General features: G+C 64.1%; 20 protein-coding genes and 1 other RNA gene. 6 read left to right on the top strand and 15 right to left on the bottom strand.

Annotation, left to right across the window (positions count from 1 at the left end):
- Positions 1–98 precede the first annotated feature (98 nt).
- Together rpsA and cmk are read right to left on the bottom strand one after the other, a co-directional pair.
- Complete coding sequence (rpsA, locus tag NJLHNGOC_RS00265; RefSeq protein WP_110525595.1) at positions 99–1,814, bottom strand: 30S ribosomal protein S1; 1,716 nt, start codon at positions 1,812–1,814, stop codon at positions 99–101.
- A gap of 284 nt (positions 1,815–2,098) precedes the next feature.
- On the bottom strand, positions 2,099–2,737 hold the full coding sequence (gene cmk / locus NJLHNGOC_RS00260) for a (d)CMP kinase (protein WP_113594598.1): 639 nt from the start codon (positions 2,735–2,737) through the stop codon (positions 2,099–2,101).
- A gap of 296 nt (positions 2,738–3,033) precedes the next feature.
- Here cmk and NJLHNGOC_RS00255 point away from each other — a divergent pair, with 296 nt between their 5' ends.
- Complete coding sequence (locus NJLHNGOC_RS00255) at positions 3,034–3,369, top strand: TIGR02300 family protein (RefSeq protein WP_113594783.1); 336 nt, start codon at positions 3,034–3,036, stop codon at positions 3,367–3,369.
- A gap of 61 nt (positions 3,370–3,430) precedes the next feature.
- Here NJLHNGOC_RS00255 and NJLHNGOC_RS00250 read toward each other — a convergent pair whose 3' ends face one another.
- The 9 genes from NJLHNGOC_RS00250 to NJLHNGOC_RS00210 all read right to left on the bottom strand — a co-directional run bounded on the left by NJLHNGOC_RS00250 (position 3,431) and on the right by NJLHNGOC_RS00210 (position 11,847).
- On the bottom strand, positions 3,431–3,835 hold the full coding sequence (locus tag NJLHNGOC_RS00250; protein ID WP_110525588.1) for a dihydroneopterin aldolase: 405 nt from the start codon (positions 3,833–3,835) through the stop codon (positions 3,431–3,433).
- Positions 3,832–4,641, bottom strand: a complete 810-nt coding sequence (locus tag NJLHNGOC_RS00245; RefSeq protein WP_408890345.1) for an SDR family oxidoreductase — start codon at positions 4,639–4,641, stop codon at positions 3,832–3,834. Before NJLHNGOC_RS00245 ends, NJLHNGOC_RS00250 begins: the two co-directional genes overlap by 4 nt.
- An 11-nt stretch (positions 4,642–4,652) precedes the next feature.
- Positions 4,653–5,246, bottom strand: a complete 594-nt coding sequence (gene recR / locus NJLHNGOC_RS00240) for a recombination mediator RecR (protein ID WP_165829302.1) — start codon at positions 5,244–5,246, stop codon at positions 4,653–4,655.
- Positions 5,247–5,274: 28 nt separating this feature from the next.
- Positions 5,275–5,598 (bottom strand): YbaB/EbfC family nucleoid-associated protein, encoded by a 324-nt coding sequence (locus NJLHNGOC_RS00235; RefSeq protein WP_110525580.1) that lies wholly within the window; start codon positions 5,596–5,598, stop codon positions 5,275–5,277.
- Positions 5,599–5,620: 22 nt separating this feature from the next.
- Positions 5,621–7,618, bottom strand: coding sequence for a DNA polymerase III subunit gamma/tau (locus NJLHNGOC_RS00230; RefSeq protein ID WP_113594596.1), 1,998 nt, complete (start codon positions 7,616–7,618; stop codon positions 5,621–5,623).
- A 71-nt stretch (positions 7,619–7,689) separates the two neighbouring features.
- Positions 7,690–7,786: signal recognition particle sRNA small type (ffs, locus tag NJLHNGOC_RS00225), an RNA gene on the bottom strand.
- A gap of 75 nt (positions 7,787–7,861) precedes the next feature.
- Positions 7,862–9,667 carry a gamma-glutamyltransferase gene (gene ggt, locus NJLHNGOC_RS00220; RefSeq protein ID WP_113594782.1) on the bottom strand — a complete coding sequence of 602 codons (1,806 nt, stop codon included), beginning with the start codon at positions 9,665–9,667 and terminating at the stop codon, positions 7,862–7,864.
- Between the two features lie 40 nt (positions 9,668–9,707).
- Positions 9,708–10,517, bottom strand: a complete 810-nt coding sequence (map, locus tag NJLHNGOC_RS00215; RefSeq protein ID WP_113594595.1) for a type I methionyl aminopeptidase — start codon at positions 10,515–10,517, stop codon at positions 9,708–9,710.
- A gap of 199 nt (positions 10,518–10,716) precedes the next feature.
- Positions 10,717–11,847: a D-alanyl-D-alanine carboxypeptidase family protein gene (locus tag NJLHNGOC_RS00210; RefSeq protein ID WP_113594594.1), complete on the bottom strand. Its 1,131-nt coding sequence runs from the start codon at positions 11,845–11,847 to the stop codon at positions 10,717–10,719.
- Between the two features lie 352 nt (positions 11,848–12,199).
- Here NJLHNGOC_RS00210 and clpS point away from each other — a divergent pair, with 352 nt between their 5' ends.
- Together clpS and clpA are read left to right on the top strand one after the other, a co-directional pair.
- Positions 12,200–12,568, top strand: coding sequence for an ATP-dependent Clp protease adapter ClpS (gene clpS, locus NJLHNGOC_RS00205; protein WP_113594781.1), 369 nt, complete (start codon positions 12,200–12,202; stop codon positions 12,566–12,568).
- A gap of 158 nt (positions 12,569–12,726) precedes the next feature.
- Positions 12,727–15,066 carry an ATP-dependent Clp protease ATP-binding subunit ClpA gene (gene clpA / locus NJLHNGOC_RS00200; RefSeq protein WP_113594593.1) on the top strand — a complete coding sequence of 780 codons (2,340 nt, stop codon included), beginning with the start codon at positions 12,727–12,729 and terminating at the stop codon, positions 15,064–15,066.
- 115 nt (positions 15,067–15,181) lie between these two features.
- Here clpA and NJLHNGOC_RS00195 read toward each other — a convergent pair whose 3' ends face one another.
- Complete coding sequence (locus tag NJLHNGOC_RS00195) at positions 15,182–15,751, bottom strand: YqgE/AlgH family protein (protein WP_408890343.1); 570 nt, start codon at positions 15,749–15,751, stop codon at positions 15,182–15,184.
- A gap of 245 nt (positions 15,752–15,996) precedes the next feature.
- On the opposite strand from NJLHNGOC_RS00195, the gene NJLHNGOC_RS00190 reads away from it, so the two are divergent.
- From NJLHNGOC_RS00190 to NJLHNGOC_RS00180, 3 genes are all read left to right on the top strand, one after another.
- Positions 15,997–16,755, top strand: coding sequence for an SDR family NAD(P)-dependent oxidoreductase (locus NJLHNGOC_RS00190; protein WP_113594591.1), 759 nt, complete (start codon positions 15,997–15,999; stop codon positions 16,753–16,755).
- A gap of 9 nt (positions 16,756–16,764) precedes the next feature.
- Complete coding sequence (locus tag NJLHNGOC_RS00185; RefSeq protein ID WP_113594590.1) at positions 16,765–17,667, top strand: polyphosphate kinase 2 family protein; 903 nt, start codon at positions 16,765–16,767, stop codon at positions 17,665–17,667.
- A 113-nt stretch (positions 17,668–17,780) separates the two neighbouring features.
- Positions 17,781–18,269: a DUF3465 domain-containing protein gene (locus NJLHNGOC_RS00180; protein WP_113594589.1), complete on the top strand. Its 489-nt coding sequence runs from the start codon at positions 17,781–17,783 to the stop codon at positions 18,267–18,269.
- A gap of 169 nt (positions 18,270–18,438) precedes the next feature.
- On the opposite strand, the gene NJLHNGOC_RS00175 is transcribed toward NJLHNGOC_RS00180, so the two are convergent.
- The 3 genes from NJLHNGOC_RS00175 to NJLHNGOC_RS00165 all read right to left on the bottom strand — a co-directional run bounded on the left by NJLHNGOC_RS00175 (position 18,439) and on the right by NJLHNGOC_RS00165 (position 21,676).
- Entirely contained in the window at positions 18,439–19,317 is an 879-nt protein-coding gene (locus NJLHNGOC_RS00175) for a TIGR01459 family HAD-type hydrolase (protein WP_113594588.1), read from the bottom strand.
- Positions 19,314–20,390 (bottom strand): quinone-dependent dihydroorotate dehydrogenase, encoded by a 1,077-nt coding sequence (locus NJLHNGOC_RS00170; RefSeq protein ID WP_113594587.1) that lies wholly within the window; start codon positions 20,388–20,390, stop codon positions 19,314–19,316. Before NJLHNGOC_RS00170 ends, NJLHNGOC_RS00175 begins: the two co-directional genes overlap by 4 nt.
- Before the next feature lie 74 nt (positions 20,391–20,464).
- Entirely contained in the window at positions 20,465–21,676 is a 1,212-nt protein-coding gene (locus tag NJLHNGOC_RS00165; protein WP_113594586.1) for an L-dopachrome tautomerase-related protein, read from the bottom strand.
- Positions 21,677–21,726 lie beyond the last annotated feature (50 nt).

Below are 21,726 nucleotides of genomic sequence, written 5' to 3'. Positions count from 1 at the left end.
GATGTCACGTAAGGAACAGATAAAAAAAGGGCGGTGCCAGATGAATGGCACCGCCCTTTTCGTATCCCCCGCCCGGTTGGGCAGGGGATGGATCGATATCAGCTTTCGGCGTTGCGGCGACGGATCGCTGCACCCAGGATATCGCCCAGCGACGCACCGCTGTCGGACGAGCCGTAGTCGGTGATCGCCTGCTTGTCTTCCTCGACCTCACGGCCGCGGATCGTCAGCGCCAGCTTGCGGGCCGCGCGGTCAACCGACACGATCTTCGCATCGACGCGTTCGCCAACCGCGAAACGCTCCGGACGCTGGTCGGCCTTGTCACGGGCCAGCTCGGCGCGACGGATGAAGCCGGTCAGCACGTCGTCAACCTTGACCTCGATGCCGTTGGACTGAACCGCCGTGACGATGCAGGTCACGATGGCGCCCTTCTGCACCTTGCTCAGGGTATCGGCCGCCGGATCTTCATGCAGCTGCTTGATGCCAAGCGAGATGCGTTCCTTTTCCACATCCACGTCCAGGACCTTGGCCTTGACGACCTGACCCTTTTCGTAATGCGTCATGGCGACTTCGCCCGGCTCGTCCCACGACAGGTCGGACATGTGGACCATGCCATCGATGTCGGGCGACAGGCCGATGAACAGGCCGAATTCCGTGATGTTGCGGATTTCGCCCTCGACCACGGAACCAACCTTGTGTTCCTCGGCGAACTGTTCCCACGGGTTGCGCTGGACCTGCTTCAGGCCGAGCGAGATGCGGCGCTTCGCGCTGTCCACATCCAGGACCATGACGTCGACTTCCTGCGAAGTGGCGACGATCTTGCCCGGATGGACGTTCTTCTTCGTCCAGGACATTTCGGACACGTGCACCAGGCCTTCGACGCCCGGCTCCAGCTCCACGAACGCGCCGTAATCGGTGATGTTCGTGACGCGACCGGTATAGCGGGCACCCGGCGGATACTTGATCGCCACGTTTTCCCACGGATCGGCCTCGAGCTGCTTCATGCCCAGCGAGATGCGCTGCGTATCGGGGTTGAAGCGGATGACCTGCACGCGGACCGGCTGACCGATCTGCAGGGCCTCGGACGGGTGGTTGATGCGCTTCCACGCGATGTCCGTGACATGCAGCAGGCCGTCGACGCCGCCGAGGTCCACGAACGCACCGTAATCGGTGATGTTCTTGACCACGCCGTCGAGGATCATGCCTTCCTTCAGGCCCTGGATCAGCTCGCTGCGCTGTTCGGCGCGCGTCTCTTCAAGGACGGCGCGACGCGACACGACGATGTTGCCGCGCGCGCGGTCCATCTTCAGGATCTGAAACGGCTGCGGCACACCCATCAGCGGGGTGACGTCGCGCACGGGGCGGATATCGACCTGGCTGCCGGGCAGGAACGCCATGGCGCCGCCGAGGTCGACCGTGAAGCCACCCTTGACGCGGCCATAGATCGTGCCGTTGACGCGCTGGTTGCTTTCGAACGCCTTTTCCAGGTTCGTCCAGGCTTCCTCGCGACGGGCCTTTTCGCGCGACAGCACGATGGAACCGTCACGATCCTCGTAACGCTCGACAAACAGTTCGATGACGTCGCCCGGCTTTACGTCGGGGGTCACGCCCGGCGGGCCGAATTCCTTGAGCGCAACGCGCCCTTCGCTCTTGAGGCCGACATCGACGATCGCGAATTCGTCCGTCAGGCGGACGACACGACCGGTTACGACGGAACCGTCAAACGCGCTATCGCGGCCCAGGGTCTCTTCGAGAAGGGCGGCGAAATCCTCGCCACCCGCATGTTCGGCGGTAGGCTGTGTTGTGGCTGAAGCCATGAGTTACTTGTAAATCCCGCATCCGGTCGCATTCCGATGGAAGGGACCGGAAAATCCTGCGCCCCGCGTCATGATCCCGTACGACCCTGATCGGAACGTCTTGCCCGGCTGCGATCCATGACACGGTCATGGCATGCCTGACGGCCAACATGAAAAACGTCGCGTCCCGCCACGCATGACGAAACGGCAACATTTCACAGCACAGACACCCGATGACCCGTCCGTGTCAATAAAAACCTAGGGGACAGGGGCGAAATACCAGCCACAAATACCACAAATAAGCGTCAGCGCGTCATGCGGGCAACAATGCGCAGCGCCTCCGCCAGGACCTCGTCCGCGCTCAGGTCATCGGTCTCGATATGGATGGCATCCGGGGCGGCGCGCAGGGGGGCCACGGCGCGCGAGGAGTCGGCCGCGTCACGGGCCTCCAGCTCATGCGCGACGCGGGCGATCTGGGCCTCCCGGTCCGGGGCGTCGGGATCGGCGGTCATCTGTTCCCAACGCCGCCGCGCCCGCGCGGCGAGGGAGGCGGTCACGAACAATTTTACCCGCGCGTCGGGAAAAATCACCGTCCCGATATCCCGCCCGTCCAGCACCGCGCCGTGACGCGTGGCGAAGGCGCGCTGGATATCGACCAGGATACGCCGCACGGACGGCTGCGACGCGACAAGGCTGGCGGCGCGGTCGACCTCCGGCACGCGCAGGTCGGTGCGCGACAGGTCGTCAAGCGTGACCCTGCGGGCCTGATCATCGGCGGTGGTGGCCGGATCCAGCCCTGCATCCAGCATCCGCCGTCCCGTCGCGCGATACAGCAGCCCGGTATCAAGATACGGAAGGTCCAGCGCGCGCGCCAGCCGCTGCGCCAGCGTGCCCTTGCCCGCCGCCGCCGGGCCGTCCACCGCGATGATCAGCGGCGCGGTCATGCCCGCCGCCCCCGGCCGGTCGCAACATAGGTCGAGGCAGGGATGGTCATGGCAGGCATATCAGGGGTCGCCACACCATCATGAAGCGGGAACATACAGGCTGTTTTCATACCCCCTCCAATTCCGGATTCCTGCGTCGGGTGTCAATCCGATATTGACACAAAAACATCCCCTGCCCATTGCATTGCGCGCATCGTTTGACATACGCCGGACAAACTGGCATGGGGCTGCGCCCTTTTGTCACGTTGCGACAGTGGCTTTATTCCTTTGCACAGAACAGGATCGACAGGTTCAAGATGGCCCAGCCCAACCTCGGCACAAAGCGCGTCTGTGTCTCCTGCAGCGCCCGCTTCTATGATCTGAACAGGAATCCGGCGGTCTGCCCGAAATGCGGCACGGAACAGCCGGTGGAACTGCCGCGCGTGCGGCGTCCCGTGGAACCCGCGGCCCCCGTTCCCCCCAAAAAGGCGGCCACGTCCGATGACCTCGATCCCGATACGGATCTGGACACGGACGCGGATGCCGACGCGGATGACGTGATGGAAGACGAAGTCGGACTTGACGATGACGACGATGAAATCAGCAGCGCGGACATCGACCTGAAGACCGACAAGGAAGATCACGACAACTGATCTTCGCCACCACCATCACGACCGCGCGATGCATGGCCCCGATGCCGCGCGTCGCGCAGTCCTATGCCGCGTGGGGATTGCGGCGTTCGATCTCCACGCCCACGGCTTCGGCATCGTCGAAGATATCAAGCTTCTCGACCCGGATCCGGGCCACGCGAATCCGCGAATCGGACAGCATCCCCGCGGCGATCCGTTCGGCCAGCGTCTCCACCAGTTGCACATGCCCCTGCCGCACGAGGCCACGCACCAGAAGCACCACATCCTCGTAGGAGACCGTGCGGGCGAGGTCGTCCTCACCCACGTCCAGACCCGGCGAATCCGTCACCCCGAACGCGACATTGACGCGGATGCGCTGCGTTACTCCCTGCTCATGCGCGAAGACGCCGATATTGGCGTCCAGCAACAGGTCGCGCACAAAGACGCACCGCAGGGCGGGCCGGTCCGGCCACGGGGGAAAAACGTTCATGTGCCGTCATGCATTCCGTTATCGGGCAGGGACCTTGCGGCAGGCGCGGCGGGCGACCATTGCAGGTGCTGTCCCCCGTCAAGCGCCAGCATCTGCCCCGTAACAGAAGGCATGCAGACAAGCGACAGGACCGCATGGGCGATTTCCGCCACCGTCGCGCCATGACCCAGCGGCAGGGCGGCGCACTGACGGGCGAACTGCGCAGGGGTCTGTCGTGGCGTCGGGAGCACGGGGCCGGGACCGATGGCGTTGACCCGGATGCCGCGCGGCGCAAGGGCGAGCGCCATGCTCTGCGTAAGGGACCACAGCGCCGCCTTGGACACGGTATAGCTGATGAAATGCGGCGTAAGCGACCATACGCGCTCGTCCAGCATGTTCAGTACCATGCCCTGCCTGTCCGGGGGCATCTGCCGGCCGAATTCCTGCATCAGGACAAAGGGCGCGCGCAGGTTGGGCTCCAGATGGGCATCCCATCCCTCCCGCGTTGCCGTATCCCACTCGTCCCGCTCGAAAACACTGGCATTGTTGACCAGCACCCCCACCGGCCCCAGCTTTTCACATACGCGCGGCAGAAGGCCACGCGCCTCCTCCTCATGCGACAGGTCGGCCCGCACGAGGCATCCGGCACGGCCCATCGCCATGATGTCCGACAGTGTCTGCCGCGCCGCGTCATGGCTGGCGTTATAGTGGATCGCCACGTCAAAACCGCTTTGCGCCAGTTCCAGGGCGATGGCGCGTCCCAGTCGCGCGCCGCCCCCCGTCACCAGTGCCACGCGCGGTATCGCGGCCGGCACGGGCCAAGACATCGCGTCCACCGTCATGCCGGCCGGCGCGCCATCAGCGCGGCCGCAAGCGTGCCGTCATCAAGGACATCCAGCGCGCCGCCAACCGGCACGCCCTGCCCCACGCGACTGACGGGAATGTTGAACCGCGACAGGCTGTCATGCAGCCAGTGCATCGTCGTGGCGCCATCGACCGTGGCACCCAGCGCCAGGATGACCTCCCGCACGCCGCCGGCCTCCAGCCGGGCATAAAGCGGGGCGACGTTCAGGTCTTCCGGCCCGATTCCATCCAGCGCCGACAGCGTTCCGCCCAGCACCTGATAGACGCCACGATGCACGCCCGCGCGCTCCAGCGCCCACAGGTCGCCCACGTTTTCAACAACGCAGACCAGCCCGCGGTCGCGCGACGGGTCGGCACAGATCGAACACGGGTCGCAGGTATCCAGGTTACCGCAGGTGGAACAGGTCCGCACCGCGCGGGCCGCATGTTCCATCGCCTGCGCCAGCGGCAGCATGCGCGCATGGGGCTGGCGAAGCAGCGCGAGTGCGGCGCGCCGGGCGGAACGCGGCCCCAGCCCCGGCAGCCGTCCCAGAAGGGTAATCAGCCGCTCGATTTCCGCGCCGCCCATCACATCCCCCTGTGGTTCGGGTTTGCGATCAGAACGGGAATTTCATGCCACCGGGCAGGTTCAGGCCGCCGGTCACCTTCTTCATCTCCTCGCTCGCCGTTGCATCGAGCTTCGTGCGCGCGTCGGCACAGGCGGCAAGGATCAGGTCCTGCAGCATTTCCATTTCCTCGGGATCGGCCAGCTTGGGGTCGATCCGGATGGCCTTCATGTCACCCTTGCCATTGAGGGTGACATTCACCATGCCCGCGCCCGCGCTGCCCTCGATGGTCATTGATTCCAGCTTGGCCTGCATTTCTTCCATGCGGGCCTGCATCTGCGTGGCCTGCTTCATCAGGCCGGCAAGATTCTTCATGTTCATTTCTCTCCTTCAGGCGTCAGTCTTCGGGGGGCAGATCGTCTTCATCCACCAGTTCGGCATCCAGTGGCGCGAATTCCAGATCCGGGGCCAACATGGCTGGTGTGATGTCTTCAGGCGGAAGGCCGTAATCGTCAAGCGCATGATCGGTCACCTGCCCCAGCCGCGCGGTGGGAAAGACCGACATGATCGCCTGAACCAGCGGGTGGGAGGCCGCGTCCGCGCGATGGATCTGGATGATTTCGGCCCCCTGCTCCGCCAGGGTGGGCTCGCCCTCTTCCTCGCAGGTGCGGATTTTCCAGGCCGGATCGCCGGTTTCCTTGCGCAGCAGGTTTTCCAGACGCCGCGCAAGCCCCGCGATCGCGCCCGTTTCCACGCGGATCCGGATCTCGGGCGCGGCAAATGACACCAGATGCGTCGAATGTCGCAGATGACCATGCAGCATGGCATCGCGTCCCGAAACGAACGCCACGACCTCCCGCCATGTGCGCAGATGGGGTCGCGTCTCGGGCACGGGGCGGGCGATAACCTCGCTTTCCGCCACGCCATCGACGCGGACGCCGCCATTGGCGACCATGCGCAGCGCCGGTCCCCCCGATGGCGCGCCCGGCGCCACCCGCGCGGCGGCCGTAACCTGCGGCCCCACGGCCTGCGGGACGCCTGCCTGCGACGGTGCATCGGACGCCGGTTGCTCGCGCCCGTCAGGGGCCGGCGCGTCCGGACCGCGTTCGGTCATCCGCCGCACCAGATCGCCCGGCGGCGGCAGGTCCGCCACGTAACACATGCGGATCAGGACCATTTCGGCCGCCTGCCTGCGATCAGGCGCGTGTTCCACCTCCGCCTGTCCCTTGAGGAGCATTTGCCACGTGCGCCCCAGCACCGGCACGGAGACACGATCCGCAATGGCGAGACAGCGCTCACGCTCCATTTCCGGCAGGTCTGATCCTTCCCGCAGGGCCGGAACCGCCTTGAGGCGGGAGACCGTATGGATCAGTTCCAGCACATCGGCCAGCATCACGCCAAGGTCCGCGCCGCGTGCGAACACCTCGTCCGTGATGGTCAGCGCCTGGCCGGGCCGCCCGGCCAGAACCGCGTCGAGCAGGTCGAACACCATGCCCCGGTCGGCCTGTCCCAGCATGCCGCTGACCAGCGTGGCGTCGATCGGCTGCGCATCGGCCTGTCCCTCGCCATCGAGGGTACCCTGCGCGATGGCCTGGTCCAGCAGCGACAGCCCGTCGCGCACCGACCCGTCCGCCGCCCGCGCGATCAGCGCAAGCGCATCAGGCGTAAAGGATACATTTTCCGCCGCCGCCACGCGCCCGAAATGCGCGGCCAGCATGTCCTGCGGCACCCGGCGCAGGTCGAATGTCTGACAGCGCGACAGCACCGTCACCGGCACCTTGCGCAGTTCGGTCGTGGCGAAAATGAACGTCACCTGCGACGGCGGTTCCTCAAGCGTCTTGAGCAGCGCATTGAACGCGTTGCGCGACAGCATGTGGACCTCATCGATGATGAAGACCTTCATGCGTCCCTGGATGGGACGGAAGCGCGTCGATTCGATGATCTCGCGCACATCGTCGACGCCGGTGCGCGACGCGGCGTCCATTTCCATGACATCGGGATGGCGATCGGCAAGGATGGCGACGCAGTTGGGACACACGCCGCACGGATCGGCGGTTGGCCCGCCCTTCCCGTCGGGGCCGGTGCAGTTCAGCGCGCGGGCGATGATGCGCGCCGTCGTCGTCTTGCCCACGCCACGCACGCCCGTCAGCATGAAGGCATGCGCCACGCGCCCCAGCGCAAAGGCATTGCGCAGGATGCGGACGGTCGTGTCCTGACCGATCAGGTCATCAAATGTGGTGGGACGGTACTTGCGCGCCAGAACCCGATAGGGCGTCGCCGTCGCGGCGGGGGCAGGCGGCGCAGGCGCATCACCGAACAGGCCGGGTCCATCATCCACGGGCGGGGACGGCAGATCCTCCTCCCCGGAACGGTCCTGATCCGAAGAAGCGTTCATTGATGCATCCGGGCTAGGTAAACAGCGCGCGCCATTTCCTGCGCGGCAGGCTGGCGGGGCCTTGATCCAGGGTGGAAGACCGGACACATAACCCGAGCGAAACTCACTGCGGCTGCTTCCTTCCGGACCTGACCGGGTTGGCAAGGTACCCGTCTATGGCCGATCTTCCGCGTGCTTCTTAACACAGATCCCCCCGTGGGACACAAGGGGCCTGTCGGAAAAAAACCTCCTGCCCGCAAAAGGTCATTCCCCCACCGCGGCACTGGTGCTGTGGCGCCGGTCGGCACCGCCATAATACCGTGCGTCCCCGGCGGGCGCGTTCAGGCGCGGTCCCCCGACAAGGATCCCCTCGGCCACGCCCCAGTGGGGATAGGACTGGAAGCTGTAACCCTCGCGCCGCAGCGTGTCGATCACGCCGGGCGTCAGGGCCCCCTGCTCCACCTGCACGGCCTCTGGCTGCCACTGTTCATGGATGCGCGGCAGGTCGACAGCGTGCTGGATGTCCAGCCCGTAATCGATCACGCCCAGCACGACCGACAGGACGATGGTGGGAATGCGCGACCCACCGGGACTGCCGATCACCATCACCGGCTTTCCATCGCGCGAAATGACGGTGGGCGTCATCGAGGACAGCGGCGTCTTGCCCGGCGCGATCTCGTTCGCCTTGCTGCCGACGATCCCGAACATGTTGGGCGTGCCCGGCCGGGTGGAGAAATCATCCATTTCATCGTTCATGAACACGCCGGTCCGCCCCGCCACCATGCCCGCGCCAAACCATCCGTTCAGCGTATAGGTCACGGCGACGGCCATCCCGTCCCGGTCGATCACGGAATAATGGGTGGTCTCCTGCCCCTCGGGCGTGGGGACGCCGGGACGGATGGTTGTCGAGGCAACCGCGTGGTCGGTCGGGATGGCCGCGCGGATCTGGCGCGCATATTCCACATCCAGCAGGTGGGCGACGGGATTGGCGACAAAGGCCGGATCGCCAAGGTCCTGCCGGTCGGCATAGGCATGGCGCATGGCCTCCACCTCCCGCGCGACGGCGGGCGCGGTGTATAGACCAAGGCGGTGCATGTCATAGCCCGACAGGATGTTCAGCATCTCGCACAGCGCGACGCCGCCGCCACTGGGCGGGGGGGCGGTGTCGATGTGATATCCGCGATAATCGCAGGTCAGGGTCGGCAGCAGGCGCGGCCTATATCCCGACAGGTCGGCACGCGTCAGAAGGCCGCCACCCCTGCGACTGGCCTCCACGATCTCGGTTGCGGTGCGTCCCTCGTAAAACCCCCTGGTCCCCTGACGCGAAATCCGTTCCAGCACCTGCGCCAGTTCGCGCTGCACCAGACGGTCGCCCGCCTGCAGCCCGGAGCCGTCGGGACGCAGGAAAAAGCGGCGCGCCACCGGATCGCGACGGAAATCGTCATTCCCGTGGGAAATCAGTTCCACATCTCCATCGGTCAGGACAAATCCGTCCCGCGCCAGGGCGATGGCCGGCGCCATGACCTGCCTGCGTGACAGGTGTCCCCATCGCTGCCGCGCCAGTTCCAGCCCGGCGACAGTGCCGGGGATCCCGACGGCTTTCCATCCCTTGGTCGACAATCCGGCAATGACGTTGCCGCTGGCGTCCTGGAACATGGTGGCTGTCGCGGCGGCAGGGGCATGTTCCCGGAAATCGAGGAATATCGCATGCCCGTCCGGCGTGCGCAGGGTCATGAACCCGCCACCGCCGATATTGCCCGCCGCGGGATAGACAACGGCCAGGGCGTATCCCACCGCGACGGCGGCATCGACGGCATTGCCCCCCTGCTGCAGGATGCGCGCGCCAACCTGCGACGCCAGCGTCTGGGCGGAGACGACCATGCCATCGCGCCCGCCCACCGGCGGCATCGACGGCACGGGCGCGGAGCCACCGCCAAACGCCAGCGGATCATCATGCGCCGTCCCGCCCACCGGCGCGGCACAAGCCACGCCATCGGACAGCAGCAATATGGCCGCCAGCAACAGCCCACCGGCCCGGCGCGACCAGCGCAGGGGCTGCCCCGCATCCATTTTCATCTTCCCGACAGACAGGAGCATGCTGCCAACCCGCTCAGCCGGCGGTGTCGTAAGGCGGCTTGTTCAGCCCGGCGGGAGAGTAGGTAAAGACCTCACATCCGTCTTCGGTCACGCCCATCATATGCTCGAACTGCGCCGACAGCGAACGGTCGCGCGTCACGGCGGTCCAGCCATCGTCAAGGATCTTCACGTCCGGACGCCCGATATTGAGCATCGGCTCGATGGTGAAGAACATGCCCGGACGCAGGACGACGCCGTGGCCCGGCCGGCCATAATGCAGCACGTTCGGCGCGGCGTGGAAGGTCCGGCCGATCCCGTGACCGCAGAAATCGCGCACCACCGAAAAACGCCGTTCCTCGGCATAGGTCTGGATCACGTGCCCGATATCGCCCATCGTCGCGCCGGGACGCACTGCCGCGATGGCCAGCATCAGCGATTCATAGGTGGCATCGATCAATTTCTGCGCCTTGATCGACGGCGTGCCGACCGTGTACATCCGGCTGGTATCGCCAAACCAGCCATCAAGGATGACGGTCACGTCGATATTGAGGATATCGCCTTCCTTCAGCACCTTGTCGCCGGGAATGCCGTGGCAGACAACGTGGTTGATGGAAATGCAGCTTGCCTTCTGATACCCGCGATAGCCGATCGTCGCGGACACGCCCCCATGTTCGACCATGTAGGCATGGATCAGGTCGTCAAGTTCCCCAGTCGTCACCCCCGCGCGCACATGGGGCGTAATCATGTCGAGCGTCTTCGCCGCAAGCTGCCCGGCTGCCCGCATGCCGACAAAATCCTCGGGCGAATGCAGGACAATCTTACCCTCGTTCATGTCGCCATCCATGCCGATACCCCTTCGTCGCTAATTCCCGCATGATCGCGCCCCTGCCCTGCGCGCACCGGGCAAGCAGCCCGGCGCCGCGACCCGGCGGGCGCGATGCCATCCCCTGAACGGCGGGAGGTTCTATACCCCCATCGCCCTGTCATGTCATCCACGGGGGCTTCACGCCCATGGACGAAACGCCCGTGGACGAACACTGGCCCTAGCTGCGTGCCCTGTGGGAAGTGGCCGTGCCATGCCGGACCTGCCCCATGCCTACAAGGTGAACATGGGCATGGGCCGGCGCATGCGCATGGGCCGCATGGGTGGAAAGGACATGTCCCGAACGGCGCATGCGAGCATAGGACAGCGGAATGGAGGCATCCGCCACCTGTTCCGGCCCGTCCATGCGCATGCGCGCACTGGCAAGCACCACCCCACGGGCCGTGGCGCGACGGCGCGCGGCCAGCGTGTTGCGCGCCAGGACCAGCGGCCGCTGCACGGGGGCGATCCCCTCGCGGCGGAAGCTGTCGTCAAGCAGGTCCGCCATTACGGCGTTACGCTGCATGTTGGAGGACGCGCCCATGACCACGCCGATCAGACGCACGTTGTCACGCACCGCCGACGTCACGAGGTTATGCCCCGCCACGGCGGTATAGCCGGTCTTCAGCCCGTCCGCCCCCGGATAGGACTGGAGCATCGGGTCGTGGTTGGGAACATAGCGCCCGCGGAAGTAGAAGGCCGGAACCGCGAAGTAATGGTAATATTCGCTGAAATCCAGCGCGATGTGCCGCGCCAGCGTCGCAAGGTCGCGCGCGGAGGTCATCTGCTCCTCGTTCGGCAGGCCGGAGGCGTTGCGGAACGAGGTGTCGTTCATCGACAGGCGTGCCGCCTGCTGCGTCATGATCTGGGCAAAGACCGCCTCGTTACCGCCGCCGAGGAATTCCCCCAGCGCGCAGGCGGCGTCATTGGCCGATTTCGTCACGAGCGCGAGGATCGCCTCCTCCACCGTCAGGTAGCTGCCCGGACGCAGGCCCAGCTTCGACGGCTCCATCGAGGCGGCATGCGCGCTGACGGGCACGACCTGATCCAGCGTGATGCGCCCCGCGCGCAACGCCTTGAACGTCAGGTAAAGCGTCATCAGCTTTGTCAGGCTGGCGGGATAGCGGCGCAGGTCGGCATTCGACTGCGACAGGATGGCACCGGTGCGCGCGTCCATGACGATGGAGCTGATCTGCCCCACGTACTGGGCCCGCGCCTGTCCCGCGCCACCAAGGAGGAATGCCGCCAGACCCACGAATGTCAGAAGGGAAACCTTCATCCGGGCGGCGCGTGCAATGAAAAGGCGCATCATACGATGGGGAAAAGCGGACATGTGGTGATTATCATCCAGTGCTGCGCCATGGGGCGTTGTCCCCGGGCCTCCATCATATGACCAATTGGTTCCGCCCCATCCTAGACAGCGCGGGACGCCAGCGTCCAGAGCGGAATCGGGGAAATACCGTAAGCTGCATGCAACTTTGTATTGCGCGACCGCCCACGTCACGTCACTTCGTCACACGAAACCGCGAGGAGGCGAAAAAATCATGACCAATAATGCCCGCAGCCCCTTTCAACGGGGAATGGACTTCCAATATGGTAAGATCATGTCCGTCAAGAGCCTACCCTTCACTGCCGTCGAACCGTCGCCGCATCGCGCGGGGACCATGCCTGCGCACGCGCATGGCGGAAACACGCCCCCGCGCCGTCCCGACGGCACCGGCGACAACGGCAATGACGACGGGCTGGCGGGCGTTGTCATCAGGACCCGGCCACAGACCCGCAAGCCGGCGATGTACAAGGTTCTGATGCTGAATGACGATTACACGCCAATGGAATTCGTCGTTCACGTTCTGGAAAGGTTTTTCCAGAAAAACCGGGAGGAGGCGACCGACATCATGCTGCATGTCCACAAGCGTGGCGTCGGCGTATGTGGCGTCTTCACCTACGAAGTCGCTGAAACAAAGGTCACGCAGGTCATGGACCTTGCACGCCAGAACCAGCATCCCCTGCAATGCACGATCGAAAAGGACTGAGGCCACGGTCAGGCATTTTTCCCCTCTTGCATTCTTTCATGCGGATTTATGCAAATTTCCTCTGGCATTCTCTCCGCAACGGGACAAAGATCAGGTTGATTGTCCGGTCATGATCCCCGGGGCCGCAACGGCCCCCTCTGGAAAAGGAGCGTCTCGGCATGTTGTCACGTAATCTGGAACAGACGCTTCATCGTGCGCTGACACTCGCCAGCGAACGGCGGCATGAATATGCCACCCTCGAACATCTTCTTCTCTCCCTCATCGACGACCCGGACGCGGTTACGGTCTTCCGGGCCTGTGGCGTCGACCTGGACAAGCTGCGGCATGACCTGACGGAATTCCTGGACAAGGATCTGGCGGGGCTGGCGTCCGACCGCGCCGTCGATCCCAAGCCGACAGCCGCCTTCCAGCGCGTGATCCAGCGCGCGGCCATCCATGTCCAGTCCACCGGCCGGGACGAGGTCACGGGGGCAAACGTCCTTGTCGCCCTGTTCGCCGAACGCGAAAGCCATGCCGTCTATTTCCTGCAGCTGCAGGACATGACGCGCCTGGACGCCGTCAACTTCATCTCCCACGGGATCGCGAAGGCCCCGGAACGCTCCACCCGTCGCCCCGTCGCCGGCACCCCGTCCGAAGGACCGGACCCGGAGCGCGAGGAAACCGGCAAGGGACGGCAGAAAAGCCAGGACGCCCTTTCGACCTACTGCGCCAACCTCAACGACAAGGCTGGCGAGGGGAAGATCGATCCGCTGATCGGGCGCGATTCGGAAATCGAACGCACGATCCAGATCCTGTGCCGCCGCACCAAGAACAACCCGCTGTACGTGGGCGACCCCGGCGTGGGCAAGACCGCGATTGCCGAAGGGCTGGCCAAGCGCATCGTCGAAGGCGACGTGCCGGAGGTCCTGCTCAACTCCACCATCTATTCCCTCGACATGGGCGCATTGCTGGCGGGCACGCGCTATCGCGGTGATTTCGAGGAACGGCTGAAGGCCGTGGTGACGGAGCTTGACAACAATCCGGGCAGCATCCTGTTCATCGACGAAATCCATACCGTAATCGGCGCGGGCGCCACGTCAGGCGGTGCGATGGATGCGTCCAACCTGCTCAAACCCGCTCTGGCGGCAGGCACGCTGCGCTGCATCGGCTCCACCACCTACAAGGAATACCGCCAGCATTTCGAAAAGGACCGGGCGCTGGTGCGCAGGTTCCAGAAAATCGACGTGGCCGAACCGTCCGTCGATGACGCGGTCAAGATCCTGCGCGGGCTGAAGGTCAATTACGAAAAGCACCACAAGGTCCGTTACACCGATGACGCGATCCGTGGGGCGGTGGAACTGGCGGCGAAGTACATCCATGACCGCAAGCTGCCGGACAAGGCCATCGACGTCATTGACGAGGTGGGGGCGTCGCGCATGCTGGTGCCCGAAAACCGGCGGCGCAAGACCATCACCCTGAAGGATGTCGAGGATATCGTCGCCAAGATCGCCCGCATCCCGCCCAAGAGCGTGTCGTCGGACGACAAGGAGACGCTGCGTTCCCTCGAACGTGACCTCAAGGGCATGGTCTATGGGCAGGACAAGGCGATCGAGGCACTGACGGCGGCGATCAAGCTGTCGCGCGCGGGTCTGCGCGATGCGGAAAAGCCGATCGGCAACTACCTCTTCTCCGGCCCGACGGGCGTGGGCAAGACCGAGGTGGCAAAGCAGCTGGCCAGCACGCTGGGCATCGAACTGATCCGCTTTGACATGTCCGAATACATGGAACGGCATTCGATTTCGCGCCTGATTGGCGCGCCGCCGGGCTATGTCGGGTTCGATCAGGGCGGACTGCTGACCGATGCGATCGACCAGCACCCGCATGCGATCCTGCTGCTTGACGAGATCGAGAAGGCGCATCCGGATCTTTACAATGTCCTGCTGCAGGTCATGGATCATGGCCGCCTGACGGATCACAACGGCAAGACGGTCGATTTCCGCAATGTCATGCTGATCATGACGACCAACGCGGGGGCCGCCGACCTGAGCAAGGAAGCCATCGGTTTCGCCCGCAACGGGCGGGAGGGTGAGGACGAGGAAGCCATCAAGCGCATCTTCACCCCCGAATTCCGCAACCGCCTGGATGCGATCATTCCCTTTGCCCACCTGTCGCCCGAAGTGGTGGACCGTGTGGTGGAGAAGTTCATCTTCCAGCTGGAAGCCCAGCTGGCGGATCGCAACGTGATGATCGAGATTTCGTCGGCCGCGAAGGAATGGCTGGCGGAACGTGGGTACGACCGGCTGTATGGCGCGCGTCCGCTGGGTCGCGTCATTCAGGAAAACATCAAGAAGCCGCTGGCCGAGGAACTGCTGTTCGGCAAGCTGGTCAAGGGCGGGGTCGTCAAGATTTCGCTCAAGGATGGCAAGCTGGACTTCGACTACATCTCCCACGATCCCGCCGCCTCCGCGACGGAAGGGGATGAAGGCGACAACGAAAAAGAGTCTGAAACCGCGGACTGAGCCTTTTCCATCTGGAACGGGCCGCAACAGGGAACAGGGACCGGAAACGGTCCCTGTTTTCATATGTGCTCCCCTTTTTCGGTCCGTGGCGTGCTGCCGGCCGCAATGTTCTCGGTCAGGCGTTCCCGCTGCATGAACTGAACCATGCGGGATCGATATTCACGCTTGCCAGTGCCTGCCGCCATTTGCCGGTGTGATCGGGGCTGAAGATGATGTCTTCGGTTGCGGGGGCAGACACCCACGCATTGTGGTGCAGGATTTCGTCTTCCAGCTGCCCGGCCTCCCAACTGGCGTGCCCCATCGCCAGCAGGGCGTGCTGTGGCCCTGCCCCGTCCGCGATGACCCGCAGGATATCGAGGCTTGCGGTCAGGATGGTGCTGTCGTTGACCGCCATGCTGCCGTTGCCTTCCCAGTCAGCGGAATGCAGGACAAACCCGCGTGAGCTGTCGACCGGCCCGCCAGCGCAGATCCCGATCCGGCGGCGCGGTGGCACGGGGGCCACGCCAAGCTGCTCCAGCACGTCATCAAGCATGGGCTGGGACAACCGGCGATTGACCACCAGTCCCATGGCCCCGTCTTCCGCCGAATGCGCACACAGGTAGATGACGCTACGCGCAAAGGGCGTATCCATAAGGGCCGGGGTCGCCACCAGCAAATGTCCGGTCAGGTTGTGACCTGATGTCATGGATATCTTAGCCATGCCTGAGGATAGAACCAGATTCCCGCTGCTTTGCAACCATTTCATGGAAAATCCGCCATCCTGATGCGTAATCCATGCATGTGGGGTCGTTCGTCATGGTCATGTCGCGCATGTGTGTTCCTGAACATGCGCGCCCCCGTAAACATGCCCCGTGAATTTGAATATGTTGACCAGGAGCATCACACTGTTCCCCTCCCCCTGCATCCCAACAGACCGAAAGGAAGCATCCGATGCCCAAGATTGCCCTTGTCACCGGCGCCACGTCCGGATTTGGAAAGGCCATCGCCACGCGTCTCGTGCGTGACGGATATCATGTGATTGCCACCGGTCGCCGTCAGGAACGGCTGGACACGCTGGCGGCACAGCTGGGAAAGGCGCTGCTGCCGTTCCGCCTCGACATGATGGACAAGGCCGCGATCCAGTCCCTGCCCGATGCCCTGCCCGAGGAATGGCGCGCGATCGACATACTGGTGAACAATGCGGGCCTCGCACTGGGAATCGCAAAGGCGCAGGAGGCGGAGATCAGCGACTGGGAACACATGATCGCCACCAACGTCACGGGAATGGTGGAACTGACGCGCACGCTGCTGCCGGGCATGGTCGCGCGTGATCGCGGGCATATCGTCTCGCTGGGCAGCACGGCCGGGATCTATCCCTATACCGGCGGGAACGTGTATGGCGCGACCAAGGCCTTTGTCGAACAGTTCATGCGCAACCTGCGCTGCGATCTTCTGGGCCAGAACGTGCGGGTCACCAATATTGCGCCCGGCCTGTGTGGCGGCAGTGAATTCAGCCAGGTGCGCCTGCGCGATAATGCCAAGGCGGCGGCGGTGTATGAGGGGACGCACCCCCTGATGCCCGATGACATTGCCGAAACCGTTTCATGGATCGTGGGATTGCCACCACACGTCAACATCAACCAGATCGAAATGATGCCGACCTGCCAGGCGGCCGGTGGCCTGGCGGTGGCCAAGGGCATGAAGGACTGAGCCGGATTCATGGAGGACAAGACCGAAACGGAAATCGAGCTGGCAACGCGTTTTCGCATTACCGATGGAACGAACTTCAGGCTGTCCGCCTGCCCCACCCGCGCGGCGGAAGATTGCGGACTGGAAAAGAAAACCGGCAAGCGACGGCTGTATGAACGGATCGGGCGGCTGTCGGAACTTCAGTCACGCCTGTACGCCAATGGCGAATGGTCGGTGCTGATCGTGCTGCAGGCCCCCGACGCGGCGGGCAAGGATGGCATCATCAAGCACGTGATGTCGGGCATCAATCCAGAAGGGGTGAATGTCACGTCCTTCAAGCAGCCCGGCCCGGTGGAGCTTGCCCATGACTATCTGTGGCGCGAACATCTGGCGCTACCGGCGGGGGGGCATATCGGCATCTTCAACCGCAGCCATTACGAAGAAGTGCTGGTCACGCGCGTGCATCCGGAAATCCTGGAAAACCAGAAAATCCCGCAGCAGCTGCGCAAGTCCCCTACCCTGTGGGACGACCGCTGCCGCGACATCCGTCATTTCGAGGATTACCTGGCACGGCAGGGCACGGTCATCCTGAAATTCTTCCTTCACCTTTCCAAGGACGAACAGCGCAAGCGTTTCCTGTCGCGTATCGACCATCCCGACAAGAACTGGAAATTCTCCATCGGCGACATTCATGAACGCCAGTACTGGGACAGTTACCAGAACGCCTATGAACAGGCGATCCGCAACACGGCGGACGTGCATGCGCCGTGGTTCGTCGTTCCGGCGGACCAGAAATGGTTTGCGCGCCTGGTGGTGATCGAGGCGATCATTGCCGCGCTGGAGCAGCTGAATCTGAAGATGCCGAAACTGGACGCCGCCGGGCGGGCGGAACTGAAAAAGGCACGCCAGCAGCTTCTGTCGGAAAAGAAATAGAAAGCCCTGACCGCATATAACGCATGCGTGAGGAAGTCATTGACGCACGCATGCATCCAACGCAAGGAAGACAGGCACGGACACAAAAGACACACAAAAGACGAGGACAGTGAATGTCAGCACGCCGAACCCTGCTGCGATCCCTTTGCGCAGGCGCCATGATGGTCACGACGTCGCAGCTTGTCGCCAGCAATGCGGCGCTGGCGTGGGACTCCGTCTCGCCAAGCTGCGACAATCGCCGCTTCCTCGAGGATCAGGCCCGGTTCGAGAATGAGGAACGCCACACGCGCCATGCCGACCTGCCGGAACATGTCTGCGGGCGGGTGATCGCCGTATCAAGGGCACGGCGGACACGCAGTGGCTGGCACGGATATTTCTATGTCGATGTGGGGTCGGACATCTCGATCCGCATCGTCTCCGACCTTGACCAGATGAACGCGCCCCAATGGCCGTGGGTGGCAAAGGGCGATCAGGTGGATGTTGTCGGTCGCTATTACTTTGACAACCTGCGCAGTCAGGGGATCGACTGGACGCATCACGGCACGGGACGTAGCTGGCGCATCCCCGGATATGTCATCGTCAATGGACGCCAGTATCAGTAAGAGACTTTTTCGGACAGGAAACCGTTTAAAACCAACCTGTTGAAAATGACAAAAGTTTCCGGGTGTCGCCTTTTTCCAAAAAGGTGACGTCTTTCGAAGCTTTTTGAAAAAGCTTCACCAGAAACTTCCTGCCCCTTTCATCTGGCTGCCCGCTGGTGGTGCAGACCCGTCACCAGCGGAAGGACGGCACGCAGGCCGCAGGGTCCAGTCCCGCGCCGTGGGCTTCCTCTACTGCCAGATCATAATCGGCGTCCCTGTCCTTTTCCCAGCTTCCGCCCAGCATTTCCTGATGGATGCCGCCAAGGACCCAGCACCCGTCGACACCCGCGCCCTTTGCACCGCGCATGTCGGTCGCGAGGGAATCCCCCACCGCAAGAATACGCGACAGGGGCAGGTCCATCATCCGCGCCACCCGTTCATAGACCTCCGGATGGGGCTTGCCGATCCAGCGTACCTCCCCGCCCTGACTTTCCTCGTACCGGCTGGCCAGCGCTCCTGCGCACAGCAGGCGACGGTTGCCACGGATGACCTGCTGATCGGGATTGGCGCAGATCATCTTCAGCTTATGCGCCGCGCATTCCTGCAGGACAGGCAGGTAGGGCGTGATGTCTTCTTCCCCACGGTCGGAATCCGGCCCGGTATTCAGGACGAAATCCGCCTGTGCCGCGTCCTCCACCACGTCAAGGTCCAGCCCCGTGAAAAGGTCCACATCCTTTTTCGGGCCAAGGTGCAGCATCCGCCGCCCCAGTCCCGCGAACCATGGATCGGTGCGGGACTGCAGCATCAGGCGCGTGCATTCCCCGCTGGTCATCAGCCCTTCATACAGATCGTCGGTCACGCCCATGGCCCGCAGCCCCTTGCGCACCGTCACGGCCCGACGCGGCGCGTTCGACAGCAGGATGACCCGCCGTCCCGCCTGTTTCAGGTGACGCAGGCAGTCGATGGCACCGGGATAGGGGGCCACGCCATTATGGATGACGCCCCATAGATCCACGATATACCCGTCATAATCCCCCGAAAGGGGACCAATTCCCGTGCTTTCCTTCATGCCAGGGCAGTTCCTTTCGCATCAGACAGCGTCTCGAACCCCTGCTGGCGCAGTTCCTTCAGCGTCTCGTGCTTCAGCCGCGGCAGGATCGACGGTCCTTCATAGGCATAGGCGGTATAAAGCTGCACCAGGTCGGCACCCATGCGCACGCGCTCCACGATGTCGGCCCCGCTTTCGATGCCGCCACACGCCACCAGCGTCAGCCGCCCCTGCGCCGCGCGCGACACATGCGCCAGCGTATCGCACGCCATCGGCGTCAGCGGACGTCCCGACAGGCCGCCGCTTTCATTGGCATAGGCGCTGCGCAGGCTGCGGGGACGCGAAATGGTGGTGTTGGTCACGATCAGGCCCTGCGCCCCGCCCCCGATCACGGCATCGACCACGGCGGGGATGTCATCGCGCGCCATGTCGGGCGACAGCTTGACCAGCAGCGGCGGCCGTTCGGGATGCGCCGCCGCGATCGCATCAAGGATGGATTTCAGGCGCGAGGCCTCCAGCAGGTCACGCAGGCCGGGCGTGTTGGGGGAAGACAGGTTGATGACGATGTAATCGACGTAATGCTTGATGCGGCCGACCAGCATCGGATAGTCGCGTTCGGGGTCGGCGCCGGTCTTGTTGATGCCAAGGTTCGCGCCCACGGGCACGCGCGCGCCGAAATTGCGGCCCGACGGGCTGACGCGCTGCAGCCGCGCCAGACGCACGGCAAAACGGTCAATCCCCTGATTGTTGAACCCCATGCGATTGATGATCGCCCGGTCCTCGTTCAGGCGGAACAGGCGCGGGCGCGGGTTGCCCGGCTGCGGACGCGGCGTGACGGTCCCCGCCTCCACGAAGCCGAAGCCGGAGCGCGCCAGCGGACGCACCACCAGCGCATTCTTGTCAAAGCCCGCGGCGATGCCGATCGGGTTGGGGAAACGCAGCCCCATGGCACGAACCGACAGGGCGGGATCGTCCCGGGCAGGATCGGACACGCCTCCCAGTCCCAGTTGCAGGGCATTGAGGGCAAGCTGATGGGCGTCCTCGGGATCAAGACGCCGGATCAGGGGCATCATCGTGCGCGACAGAATATTCATGACGGGATTCTTGCCGCAATTCACGCCAAAGGGAAAGAGTTAGCGCACATGCGGGCGCCGTCTTTGCAATGCGCCTATTTCACATGCAGCGCGTCCACGGCGTCGGGGGGATCGGCGGGAAAGCGGATCAGGTAATAGGGGGGCACCCGCAGGTCATGCCCGCCATTCAGCCCACCAAGGCGGTTCCATTGTCCCAACGTGCAATAGACATCATTGCCATCGACAAAAATCCCGTCCGGGGACAGGACGCGTGGGTCGCGCACCATGGTGTCGAAAGACCCGTCCACGTTACGGCGGAAAATGGCGTCATGTTCGAAATTGGTGGTGTAAATGCGTCCCTGCCCATCGGTGGCAAGCCCATCGGCCACGCCTTTTTCGCCTTCGTCACGCACGGCCTGCGCCAGTTGCGCCTCCGTCGTGGAAAAGTCCGACAGCACGGCGGTCGGGATGCTGTACAGGCGCCGGCTGGTCAGGGGACAGAAATACAGCGTGCGGCTGTCGGGCGATAGGGTGATCCCATCTATTCCGCCCCAGACGAAGCCCGGCTTGTGCCGGGGGGGATCGAAGACCAGCGGCCGTCCCTCCACCACCGCCATGAACCCGCGTTCCGCCTGGGCGGCGGGATGGGTCGCCAGCACCCGGCGCTGCCGTCCGGTGGCGATATCGACCACCACAAGCGCGGGCGACAGGCCGAACGATGAATCCGTGACATAGACGGTGCCCGCCGCCCCGTGCGTCAGGTCAACGCGCAGGTCGTTCATATGACTGTCCGGCAGGACGATGCCGGGGCGCAGCACGATATTGGCAAATATGGTGTTTTTTTCGGGATCGATGCCGATCACCTTCGCCGCGCCGGGGGCCAGCGACTGTCCCGCCAGCTTGCCGTCGTCAATGCACCACAGCCGCCCGCGCGTATCGGTCGTCATGCCGTGTACCGACATCAGGCGCTGCTGCGGCGGCCGGTCCGAGGGCATGCTCCATTGCGTATCGGGATAGGCATGCAGCCCGTCGGCGCGCAGTTCGGCAAGCGTCACGCCGGCATGGTTGATGGCATGGCGGGGAAAGCCGACAAAAATCCGCCGTCCCGGCGTGACCGCGATGCCCGACGGGCCGGGACCGTCGAAACGGGCCACGATTTCAAAGGGCCCCGCGGAATTGAGGCCATAATCACGGTTCATCCGGCCCGTGGCGGCCGGCGCGGCACGGGCCGCCTGTCCTGCGCCCGCCATGGCAAGGGCCGCGACCCCCACGGGAACTGCCGCGCCCAGTAATGAACGACGTTTCATGACCGTACCCTCCCTTGCTGCCTACAGTGAAGAAGCATGACGGGATGGAC

The organism is Novacetimonas cocois, assembly GCF_003311635.1.
In the GTDB taxonomy this organism is placed as follows: domain Bacteria; phylum Pseudomonadota; class Alphaproteobacteria; order Acetobacterales; family Acetobacteraceae; genus Novacetimonas; species Novacetimonas cocois.
Note: the sequence above shows the minus strand (reverse complement) of the source record. Positions and strands in the feature narration are given on the sequence as shown.

What these genes read in the sequence shown, in the direction of transcription:
- rpsA (WP_110525595.1), bottom strand. Translation starts at nt 1,814, where the DNA reads ATGGCTTCAGCCACAACACAGCCTACCGCCGAACATGCGGGTGGCGAG.
- cmk (WP_113594598.1), bottom strand. Translation starts at nt 2,737, where the DNA reads ATGACCGCGCCGCTGATCATCGCGGTGGACGGCCCGGCGGCGGCGGGC.
- NJLHNGOC_RS00255 (WP_113594783.1), top strand. Translation starts at nt 3,034, where the DNA reads ATGGCCCAGCCCAACCTCGGCACAAAGCGCGTCTGTGTCTCCTGCAGC.
- NJLHNGOC_RS00250 (WP_110525588.1), bottom strand. Translation starts at nt 3,835, where the DNA reads ATGAACGTTTTTCCCCCGTGGCCGGACCGGCCCGCCCTGCGGTGCGTC.
- NJLHNGOC_RS00245 (WP_408890345.1), bottom strand. Translation starts at nt 4,641, where the DNA reads ATGTCTTGGCCCGTGCCGGCCGCGATACCGCGCGTGGCACTGGTGACG.
- recR (WP_165829302.1), bottom strand. Translation starts at nt 5,246, where the DNA reads ATGGGCGGCGCGGAAATCGAGCGGCTGATTACCCTTCTGGGACGGCTG.
- NJLHNGOC_RS00235 (WP_110525580.1), bottom strand. Translation starts at nt 5,598, where the DNA reads ATGAAGAATCTTGCCGGCCTGATGAAGCAGGCCACGCAGATGCAGGCC.
- NJLHNGOC_RS00230 (WP_113594596.1), bottom strand. Translation starts at nt 7,618, where the DNA reads ATGAACGCTTCTTCGGATCAGGACCGTTCCGGGGAGGAGGATCTGCCG.
- ggt (WP_113594782.1), bottom strand. Translation starts at nt 9,667, where the DNA reads ATGGATGCGGGGCAGCCCCTGCGCTGGTCGCGCCGGGCCGGTGGGCTG.
- map (WP_113594595.1), bottom strand. Translation starts at nt 10,517, where the DNA reads ATGGATGGCGACATGAACGAGGGTAAGATTGTCCTGCATTCGCCCGAG.
- NJLHNGOC_RS00210 (WP_113594594.1), bottom strand. Translation starts at nt 11,847, where the DNA reads ATGATGCGCCTTTTCATTGCACGCGCCGCCCGGATGAAGGTTTCCCTT.
- clpS (WP_113594781.1), top strand. Translation starts at nt 12,200, where the DNA reads ATGCCTGCGCACGCGCATGGCGGAAACACGCCCCCGCGCCGTCCCGAC.
- clpA (WP_113594593.1), top strand. Translation starts at nt 12,727, where the DNA reads ATGTTGTCACGTAATCTGGAACAGACGCTTCATCGTGCGCTGACACTC.
- NJLHNGOC_RS00195 (WP_408890343.1), bottom strand. Translation starts at nt 15,751, where the DNA reads ATGACATCAGGTCACAACCTGACCGGACATTTGCTGGTGGCGACCCCG.
- NJLHNGOC_RS00190 (WP_113594591.1), top strand. Translation starts at nt 15,997, where the DNA reads ATGCCCAAGATTGCCCTTGTCACCGGCGCCACGTCCGGATTTGGAAAG.
- NJLHNGOC_RS00185 (WP_113594590.1), top strand. Translation starts at nt 16,765, where the DNA reads ATGGAGGACAAGACCGAAACGGAAATCGAGCTGGCAACGCGTTTTCGC.
- NJLHNGOC_RS00180 (WP_113594589.1), top strand. Translation starts at nt 17,781, where the DNA reads ATGTCAGCACGCCGAACCCTGCTGCGATCCCTTTGCGCAGGCGCCATG.
- NJLHNGOC_RS00175 (WP_113594588.1), bottom strand. Translation starts at nt 19,317, where the DNA reads ATGAAGGAAAGCACGGGAATTGGTCCCCTTTCGGGGGATTATGACGGG.
- NJLHNGOC_RS00170 (WP_113594587.1), bottom strand. Translation starts at nt 20,390, where the DNA reads ATGAATATTCTGTCGCGCACGATGATGCCCCTGATCCGGCGTCTTGAT.
- NJLHNGOC_RS00165 (WP_113594586.1), bottom strand. Translation starts at nt 21,676, where the DNA reads ATGAAACGTCGTTCATTACTGGGCGCGGCAGTTCCCGTGGGGGTCGCG.